This window comes from Nocardia wallacei (assembly GCF_029869545.1).
Lineage (GTDB): Bacteria > Actinomycetota > Actinomycetes > Mycobacteriales > Mycobacteriaceae > Nocardia > Nocardia wallacei_A.
This window is the reverse complement of the sequence record NZ_JARWQD010000217.1, coordinates 40,161-48,912: the sequence shown is the minus strand read 5'-3', so window position 1 is coordinate 48,912 and position 8,752 is coordinate 40,161. Positions and strand designations below refer to the sequence as shown.

The window sequence follows — 8,752 nt, the reverse complement described above, 5'->3', positions numbered from 1 at the left end:
CTACGGGGCCTTACCCCCCCCCCCCCCCCCCCCCCCCCCCCCCCCCCCCCGGCGCTGCGGCGCCCCCGGCCCCCACCCCCCCCACCCCCCCCGCGCCCCCCCGGCCCCCCCCCTCCTGACCCGCCTGGAATCGGCAGGCTGGGTAGAGCGCCCCGGCCCCCGCCGCTCCCTCCGAGTCACAGACTCGGGCGCGGTGATCCTGCACCGCGTGCTGGGGGTAGATCTGGCGGCGTGAGTTCCTCGCGTGGGACGCGCTCAGCGCCGGAATCTGGTCCGGAACGGCGCTTCAGCAACGATGCTCGTGGGGCATACGGTGGGCATATACAAGAAAGCCCCGGTGGATACCGGGGCTGACCTGGGCCTAGCTTGGTGCGCGATACTGGGATTGAACCAGTGACCTCTTCCGTGTCAGGGAAGCGCTCTCCCGCTGAGCTAATCGCGCATGGTGCCTCTTAGAGGCGGCGACGGGAATCGAACCCGTGTGCACGGCTTTGCAGGCCGTTGCCTCACCACTCGGCCACACCGCCAACCAAGGCCGGGTTGGCCTTCGAGCGGATGACGGGATTCGAACCCGCGACCCTCACCTTGGCAAGGTGATGCGCTACCAGCTGCGCTACATCCGCATTCTGCCTCCGGAGGCTCTTGCGCTCCTTCCGGCTGCGAGAGAGAACATTAGCCCACCTTCCGTGCTGGCAACAAATCCGCTGGTAGATGTGGGTGAATCGGAATAACAGCGGTGTAGTTCGGCAGGTCGGGGAGGGGGCCGGGTGCGTATCGCCGACGGTGGGCCGAGTCGTCGCCGACGGCGCTCCCGAAGCCGTCGATCGGTCTGATTCCGGCGTCTGTCCCGCCGACGCGACCGCCCAGTGAACACCCAGGTAGAGCGGCGATTTGGTGTGACGTGGGTGATGCGTGTTAAGGTTTCGTCTCGTTCGGAACGGCACCGAGAACCGCTCCGAACACCTCGCAACCCCGGTCCCATAGCTCAGCGGGAGAGCGCTCGCCTCACACGCGAGAGGTCGCTGGTTCGAAACCAGCTGGGACCACAATAGTTCTCGCGGGTTGACGCCTATTCGAGATGTGTTGATCCGTTACGCGTGCGTGGGGCGACCTCTAGCTCCCGAAATCGATGACATCACGACTATCCGTGGGTTGCCCACCGTGGTGCGTGCCTGGCTCGAGTTGTGGCCTCGTCGGCGATCATCGCTCGTTCATCCTCGTCCCTCGCCTCCCGATTGCTGGCGATTATCTCTCAGAAGTGGATGTCGAGTCACTGACTCTTGCGCTTGCGATGCTTGGTTGTGCGCGGTATATGTGTGTTTAAGTTAATGATCATTCTTGTGGGATCCGGGTTCGGACCAAAAGGATTCGTGGCGGGTCGCCATCGTGCTCGAACGCTAGGAGACGGCAGGAACATGTCCACGAAACCCTCATGGTCGTCGGCTGCGCCCGGATCGATCGTCGGTCGGGGCCGGATCGGCCGCCGCTCGTTTCTGCAGGCGGCGGGCGGTGCGGCAGGGCTGGGCGTGCTCGGCGCGCCGTCGGCGGGTGCCCGGCCGGGTGACGGGAGGCAGACCGTGGCTGTGCTCGGCGGCGGTGTGGCCGGTCTCACGGTCGCGCACGAGCTCGCCGAGCGGGGCTTCGCCGTCACGGTGTACGAGCGAAAAGCGCTGGGGGGTAAGGCGATCAGCACGCCCGTGCCCGGCACCGGGCAGGCCGGTCGCCGCGACCTTCCCGGTGAGCATGGTCATCGCGGCTACTTCGGGTTCTATCGACACCTGCCGGATACCTTGCGCCGCATCCCGTTTCCGGGCAACCCACGAGGTGTGTTCGACAACCTCACGGTGGTCGATTACGTGATGCTGGCTCGTGACGGGGGCCGATTCGGCCTCGGCGTGCCCGCAGGAATCTCCAACACGTTCGCCGACCTCGACGGGTTCCGGCACGCGATCCTCGGATCCCTGCAGATCCTGGGCGACATCCCGCCGCACGAGCAGGCGTATCTCGCCGACCGGATGCTGATGTATTTCACCAGCTGCGACGAACGCCGCTTCGGACAGTGGGAGTTCGTCACCTGGTGGGACTACCTGCGCGCCGGATCCAAATCGCCGGACTACCAACGGCTTTACGCGGCGCAGTCACAGATCATCGAGGCATTGAAGGCCGAGATCGGCAGCGCGCGCACCGTCGGCTCGGGCCTCGAGGCACTGTTCTACTCCGAGCTCGGCTACCCCGGCAGCGACGGACCGCTGAACCGAATCATGAACGCGCCCACCAACGACGCGTGGATAGACCCGTGGGAGCGGTACCTGCGCGGCCTGGGTGTCGAGTTCCGGATACCCGCCGAGATCACCGGCCTCGCCGTCGAGGACAACCGCATCGCCGCCGCGCGCATCAGTGGCCCGCGTGGCTCGGAGACGGTCACCGCGGACTGGTTCGTTCTCGCCGTGCCGCTCGAGCGCGCCCAGCCGATCCTTGCCGCGCCGGATCTGCTGGCCGCGGACCCCGGGCTCGGGAAACTGGCGCAGTTGCAGACGACCTGGTCGGCGGGCATCCAGTTCTATCTCACCAGGGAACTGCCCGGTATCGCCGGGCATATCGCCTATATCGACTCGCCCTGGAAACTGGTATCGATCTCCCAATCACAGTTCTGGCGTGAGGATTTCGCGTCGACGTGGGGGAGTGGCGCGCAGCGGGAGTCCTTCTCCGTAGTGATATCGGACTGGACCGATACACCCGGCACGCTGTACGGCAAACCCGCCAAAGACTGCACCCCCCAGCAGATCGCGGACGAAACGTGGGCGCAAATGAAGGTGCATCTCAACAGCACCGGCACCACGGTGCTCACCGACGACCTGATCGAGTCGTATTTCCTCGCGCATTCCATTGTCGATCCGGGCACCCCGCAGACCCGCAACGACGAGCCGTTCTTCCTCAATACCGTCGGCTCGTGGCACAACCGGCCCACGGCCGAGACCGCGATCCCGAACCTGTTCCTGGCGTCGGACTATGTGCGGGCGCCGAGGAATATCGACTTCGCCTCGATGGAGACCGCCAGCGAAGCCGCCCGCCACGCGGTGAACGCGCTGCTCGATGAAGCGGGGTCGAACGAGCATCGGGTGGCACTGTTAGACGGCTACCGGCCGCCGGAGGTGGAGGCGTTCAAGAACGCCGACCTGGCCCGCTATCGCGCGGGCCTGCCTCACATCCTTGATGGGGGATAACCCCGCGGCAGGCGCTTACGCGACCCGTCATATCGCGCAGCAGCACCGCGCGTAACCAAATTTGGCTAGTATGGCGTCATGGCCCACGAGATAACCGTCCCGCTGCTTCCGTGCGGATCCATCGACGAGATCGTCGAGTTCTACACCATGCTCGGCTTCAGCCAGACCTACTATCAGCGCCGCCCGTACCCGTGCGTGGGCCTGCGGCGGGAGGACTTCCAGCTGCAGTTCTTCGGCCTGCCGGACTTCAGGCCCGAGGACTCCTACGGCAGTTGTGTTGTCCTCGTGCCCGATACCGGGCAGCTGTTCGAGGCGTTCGCCGCGGGCATGCGCGCGGTCCACGGCAAGCTCCTGGTCTCCGGGATCCCGCGGATGACCCGCCCGCGCAAACGCAAGAACGCCGACAACTACTCCGGGTTCACGGTCGTCGACCCCGGCGGGAACTGGATCCGGATCTTCGCGGCTCCGGGTGCCGGCGCCGACGCGCCCGCGGCCGGCAAGCTGGCCAGGGCGCTGGAGAACGCCGTCGTGCTCGGCGATTCCAAGGGCGACAATCAGCAGGCGGCCAAGATCCTGGACGCCACCCTGGCCCGGGAGCAGGATCGCGCACCGGCCACCGAACTGGTCGAGGCGTTGGCCTACCGCGCCGAACTCGCCCTCCGCACCGGCGACACCACCGCCGCGGTCGCGGCGCTCACCCACGCCCGCGCCGTCCACCTCACCGCAGCCGAACGCACCGAGCTCGCCGGGCACCTGGCTGGCCTCGAAGACCTGGAGGCCGCCGTCGGACTCGCGCCCTAGTGCCCACTACGGCGATCACGCCCGCTCACTGAAGTCGCGATCCCGCACAGGCGCTCACGAAACCACCAGCGCCGCATTGCGCCTGGTTGCCCCGCGAGCGGTGGACGGCTTCGCTCACATGTTGCCCGGAATCGGGATCTGCGCCATACTGGCGCGGGTAAAGGCCTTCTGACGGCCTGGGTTGCGGTGCCGATACAGGTCCGCACCGTCACGCTCGGTCCGCAGTCTGTGCGGCGAGCACGTCGCTTTCTCGAGCACCTTCCCCTGTCCGGCCCCGACGCCGGGCGCTTCGCCTTCCCCGAGATCGACCACAGCGCCACCGCGGCTCATTGGGCCGGGTGGCCCCCGAGCATGCCTACAGAACGGATCGAAAGACCTTGAGTACCAATGCGCACACAGCGCTCGGCCGCAGGCCACCGAGATGAAGACAGCCGCCGTGCCGTCATTCGACGAGTTGCTGGTCCAGGTCATGGATTCGACACACGACACCCTGCTCGAGTCCGTGACACGACAGGTCGGCAGCCGGGCCGACGCCGAGGACATCGTGCAGACGGCGCTCCTGCGCGTATACAGGGCCAAGCCGGACATCGACGAGGCCGCCAAGCTGCGCGCGTACCTGTGGGCCGCGGCCACCAATCTCGTGCGTGACTCCTGGCGCCGCTCGGCCGACACTCGCCGGCGATGCGTCACCTACGACGCTGATCGGGCGGTATCGCTCGCCGCCTGCACGCAGCCGTGCATCGACGACATGGTCGCGCTGCGTCACACCCTTCTCGCCGCCCTCTGCACCCTGCCGCCGCGGGAGCGAGAAGCTGTGGTGCTGCGGGCATTCCACGGCAACTCCTATTCCGAGACCGCCCGCATCATGGGGGTGTCTACCGGGACCGTGAAGGGGTATGTGCACGACGCGCTGGCGCGAATCCGGGCACGGCTCACGATGTGAGGCACATGCGGCAGGCGTTACGCGTCGGCGACCGCCTCGGCGCGGGCGATGAGGTACTCCACCAGGGCGATCAGAATCTGCTGGCCGGATTCGCGGCTGCGGGCGTCGCACAGCCGGATCGGGACGCCCGGATCCAGGTCCAGGGCGTCTCGTACCTCGTCCGGGGTGTAGCGGGGTGCGCCGTCGAAGCAGTTCACGCCGATGACGAAGGGCAGGCCGCGGCGTTCGAAGAAGTCGATGGCGGCGAACGAACCGTCCAGGCGGCGGGTGTCGGCGAGCACGACCGCGCCGAGCGCCCCGAGGGCGAGTTCGTCCCAGAGGAACCAGAAACGGTCCTGCCCGGGCGTGCCGAACAGGTACAGGATCAGATCCGCGTCGATGGTGACACGACCGAAATCCAGCGCCACCGTCGTCGTGGTCTTCTCCTCCACACCGGAGATATCGTCGACGCCGGTGCTCAGCTCGGTGATCAATTCCTCGGTGTGCAGCGGGTCGATCTCGCTGATCGCCGAGACGAGAGTCGTCTTGCCGACGCCGAATCCACCGGCGATCACGATCTTCACCGATGCGGCCAGCGCCGCGCCGCTGGTGGCCCGGCCGGGGTCAGAGTGCTCGTATGCCATTCAAAACCGCTTGCAGTAGGCCGATATCGGGGGCACCGCTATCGGTGGGAGGGGGCGAACGGAAGATGAGCCTGCCGTCGTCGATCAGATCGCCGACGAGGATCTTCGTCACCGTCAGGGGCAGATGGAGCTGTGCGGACACCTCGGCGATCGACTGGGCCGTGCGGCACAGCCGGACGATGGCGGCGTACTCGGGTTCGGTGCGCCGCAGGGGGCCGGTTTCGGCGTCCACGACCAGCGTGAGCAGATTCAGTTCGGGCCGTGCGCCGCCGCCGCGGCCGCGCGTGACCGCGTAGAGGCGGACCAGCGGGCCCGCTTCGTCCTCGAACCAGGATTCATGCCGGTGACTCATAGGTTCTCGAATCCGACTGGTATGGGCGCGGATCGACGGCAAGGTGCACTCCCACCCGCTGTACCGTCTGGTTCATCTCGTAGGCAACCATGCCCATGTTGGCGTCCTCCGTCGTCAGCAGGGCAAGGCAGGCATTGTCTCCGGCGGCCGTGATGAAGAGAATGGCGCGGTCGAGTTCCACCACGGTCTGGCAGACGCCGCCGGCGTCGAAATGATGCCCGGCACTGCGCGCCAGGCTGTGCAGTGCCGAAGCCATGGCACAGAATCGCTCGGCGCCCGACCGGTCCAGTTCCGCGGAATGACCGAGCAGCAGACCGTCGGTGGACAGCACCACCGCGTACCTGACTCCGGTCAGTGCCCGGACCATGTCGTCGAGGAGCCAGCCGAGGCTAGTGCGGTCGGAAGTGGTCATCATCGCCTTCTCGTCGGGTGAGTTCTGTTGTGGTCGAGTCGAATTCGGTGCGCACCTGCCTGCCCTGCCGGGTGCCGTTCTGGATGGCGCTCATCAGATCGCGGGCCTCGGCGGAGCTGCGCTGCCGCCGCGGCGCGCTGACGGTCGGCGTCGCCTGCGAGACGGGACCGGTATGCCGCCGCCTGCGGGGGAGCGGGGGACGACCGTCACCGGGCGCCTGGCCGTCCCGCGATACCGGGCGGTCGCGCATTTCCGAGGCCGGGGTGAACCACGCCGATCGCTGCTGTGCGGGTACGGGCGCGGCGGGACGGTCTGCTGTGTCGTGGTCCGGGGCGACGGGTGCGGCGGAGTGGTCTCTCCCGCCGAGGGCGGGCGGCGCGATCGCGGGCGCGGCCTGTACCTGGCGGGGAGCCGAGCGGACGTCGGCGGGCTCCGATTCGATGATCGCCGAGGGGATCAGGACGATCGCCCGCACGCCGCCGTAGTCGGATTCACCGAGCCGTACCGAGATCCCGTGGCGGGTCGCCAGTTTCGCGACGACGAACAGCCCGAGCCTGGTGTCGCTGGACAGTGCCGCGACGCTGAAGTCCGGCGGGTCGGCCAGCAACGCATTGCGTTCGGCGATCTCCGTCTGCGGCATTCCGAGCCCCTGATCGGTGACCTCGACGGCGACGCCCTTGCCCACCACGGTTCCCGAGACCTCGACACGGGATTCGGGTGGTGAGTACGCGGTGGCGTTGTCCATCAGCTCGGCGAGCAGGTGGATGGTGTCGGCGACGGCATTGCTCGCGATCGCGGCCTCGGGCATGCGGCCGAGCTGAATCCTGGTGTAGTCCAGGCTTTCCGCGACCGCGCCGCGCACCAGTTCGACCAGCGGCACCGGCTTGCGCCACCGCCGCCCGGGCTGCTCGCCGCCGAGGATGATCAGGTTCTCGGCGTTGCGGCGGGCGCGCGTTGCCAGATGGTCCAGCTGGAACAGCAGCTCGAGTTGGCCGGGATCCTCTTCCTTGCGTTCGGCCTGATCGAGCAGCGCGAGCTGGCGGTGGACCACGACCTGGCTGCGGTGGGCGATATTGAGGAAGACCGCGTTCGCGCCGGTTCGCGTGGTCGATTCGGCGACCGCGGCGGAGACGGCCGCGACGTGTGCCCGGTTGAACGCGTCGGCCACCTGCCCGAGTTCGTCCGTGCCGAAGTCGAGGTGGGAGACCTCGGCGCCGGTGTCGATGCGCTCACCGTCGCCGAGCCGTCGCATGAGGTCGGGCAGCCGGTTGTCGGCCATGTCCAGGGTGTCGGCGCGCAGCCGCCGCATGCGCCGGATGAAGCGGTTGGCGAGGACCAGCGCGGCAAGGAATGCCAGCACCGTGATCAGCAGCACGGCGAGGCCGCCCAGCACCGATTTGGTGGCGGTGTCGTCGCCCTGAGCGCGGGCGGTGACGTGGGCGTCGTTGCTCTGGTCCTCCCACAGCTTCAGCAGCGCCGAACCTACCTGCGCCGAGGAGCCCTGCCAGTCCGAGACGGATGCGGGCAGCGGCTCCGGCTCGGAAGACGAACGGGCGGTTCGGGTTCCGGAGCTACCGGAGCCGCCCGCCTCCGTGGGGACCGGGCCGCGCAGCGCGATGGCGTCCTGCATCGCCCGCACCTGCTGCCAGGCGGGACTATTGGTGATCGCGTTCAGCTGGGCGAGCCGGTGGCCCTTCAGCACAGTGCCGGAATACTGCACCTCGCCGCGGAATTCGCCGACGTGACGGTTGAATTCGGTCCATCGTTCCGGTGGTAGTTCGCCGAGGATCAACGCCACCGAACCGAGCGTGTCCGCCTTCGACAGGGCCTCGGCGGCGCGCAACGGTTCGACGCCATAGCCCAATTCGATGGCGATCCCGGCGTCCGGAGCCACCCGGGCGGCCAGCATCGACGCGGCGATGATGGTCTCGATGACCTGGCTGAAGAACCCGAAGACCTGGTCCGGTGGTACCTGTTGCGCGTCGATCTGCCCGCGCAGCACGGGGACCGCGTTGAACAGCTTGTTGTAGCCCTCGATATCGGATGCGGACCCGTCGGGGTTCATCTCCCGTGCCGCATCGCCTTTCGCCATCACCTCGGCGAGCGCCTCGTTCGAGCGCAACCGGGCGGTGGCCAGGCCGCCGGTGGCCGCGGCGTCGCCCGCCATGTGCAGCAGCGACAACCGGCGTTCCTCCTCGAAGGCGGTCACCATCAAGATGGCCGGAGTCGTGGTGCTGCTTGCCAATTCGGCCCACCGCTCGGCCTTCCGGCCGGTGTTCACCAGGTACGCGGCCGCCCCGACGCCGATCGCCAGCAGCGTGACGCTGGAGATCAGGACGATGACGAGCAGGCGGGTCCGCACACTCAACCGGCCGCGGACGTTACCGGGCTTCCACC

General features: G+C 67.9%; 8 protein-coding genes and 4 tRNA genes. 4 read left to right on the top strand and 8 right to left on the bottom strand.

Features of this window, described 5'->3' with window-relative positions; genetic code table 11:
* Positions 1–367: 367 nt before the first annotated feature.
* From QH290_RS18575 to QH290_RS18565, 3 genes are all read right to left on the bottom strand, one after another.
* A tRNA-Val gene (locus QH290_RS18575) sits at positions 368–442 on the bottom strand.
* A 14-nt stretch (positions 443–456) separates the two neighbouring features.
* Positions 457–527 (bottom strand) — tRNA-Cys (locus tag QH290_RS18570).
* A 23-nt stretch (positions 528–550) separates the two neighbouring features.
* Positions 551–623 (bottom strand) — tRNA-Gly (locus tag QH290_RS18565).
* Between the two features lie 351 nt (positions 624–974).
* Between QH290_RS18565 and QH290_RS18560 the strand changes: the two genes are divergently transcribed.
* From QH290_RS18560 to QH290_RS18550, 3 genes are all read left to right on the top strand, one after another.
* Positions 975–1,046 (top strand) — tRNA-Val (locus QH290_RS18560).
* A gap of 369 nt (positions 1,047–1,415) precedes the next feature.
* Entirely contained in the window at positions 1,416–3,224 is a 1,809-nt protein-coding gene (locus tag QH290_RS18555; protein ID WP_280384183.1) for a hydroxysqualene dehydroxylase, read from the top strand.
* 78 nt (positions 3,225–3,302) lie between these two features.
* Positions 3,303–4,025 (top strand): VOC family protein, encoded by a 723-nt coding sequence (locus QH290_RS18550; RefSeq protein WP_280262255.1) that lies wholly within the window; start codon positions 3,303–3,305, stop codon positions 4,023–4,025.
* Between the two features lie 114 nt (positions 4,026–4,139).
* Here the strand turns inward: QH290_RS18550 and QH290_RS18545 are convergent, their stop codons facing one another.
* On the bottom strand, positions 4,140–4,337 hold the full coding sequence (locus QH290_RS18545) for a hypothetical protein (RefSeq protein WP_280384181.1): 198 nt from the start codon (positions 4,335–4,337) through the stop codon (positions 4,140–4,142).
* Between the two features lie 109 nt (positions 4,338–4,446).
* On the opposite strand from QH290_RS18545, the gene QH290_RS18540 reads away from it, so the two are divergent.
* Positions 4,447–4,968 (top strand): RNA polymerase sigma factor, encoded by a 522-nt coding sequence (locus QH290_RS18540; protein WP_280384179.1) that lies wholly within the window; start codon positions 4,447–4,449, stop codon positions 4,966–4,968.
* Between the two features lie 17 nt (positions 4,969–4,985).
* Here the strand turns inward: QH290_RS18540 and QH290_RS18535 are convergent, their stop codons facing one another.
* From QH290_RS18535 to QH290_RS18520, 4 genes are read right to left on the bottom strand one after another with little or no spacing between them, the layout of a single operon-like run.
* Entirely contained in the window at positions 4,986–5,591 is a 606-nt protein-coding gene (locus QH290_RS18535) for a GTP-binding protein (RefSeq protein ID WP_280262250.1), read from the bottom strand.
* The gene (locus tag QH290_RS18530; protein WP_280262249.1) at positions 5,572–5,943 is read right to left on the bottom strand and encodes a DUF742 domain-containing protein; all 372 of its coding nucleotides are present in this window, start codon (positions 5,941–5,943) and stop codon (positions 5,572–5,574) included. Before QH290_RS18530 ends, QH290_RS18535 begins: the two co-directional genes overlap by 20 nt.
* A complete protein-coding gene (locus QH290_RS18525) occupies positions 5,927–6,355 on the bottom strand; it encodes a roadblock/LC7 domain-containing protein (RefSeq protein WP_280262262.1) in 429 nt (142 codons plus the stop codon). Before QH290_RS18525 ends, QH290_RS18530 begins: the two co-directional genes overlap by 17 nt.
* Positions 6,333–8,717, bottom strand: a complete 2,385-nt coding sequence (locus tag QH290_RS18520; protein ID WP_280384191.1) for a sensor histidine kinase — start codon at positions 8,715–8,717, stop codon at positions 6,333–6,335. Before QH290_RS18520 ends, QH290_RS18525 begins: the two co-directional genes overlap by 23 nt.
* Positions 8,718–8,752: the final 35 nt, after the last annotated feature.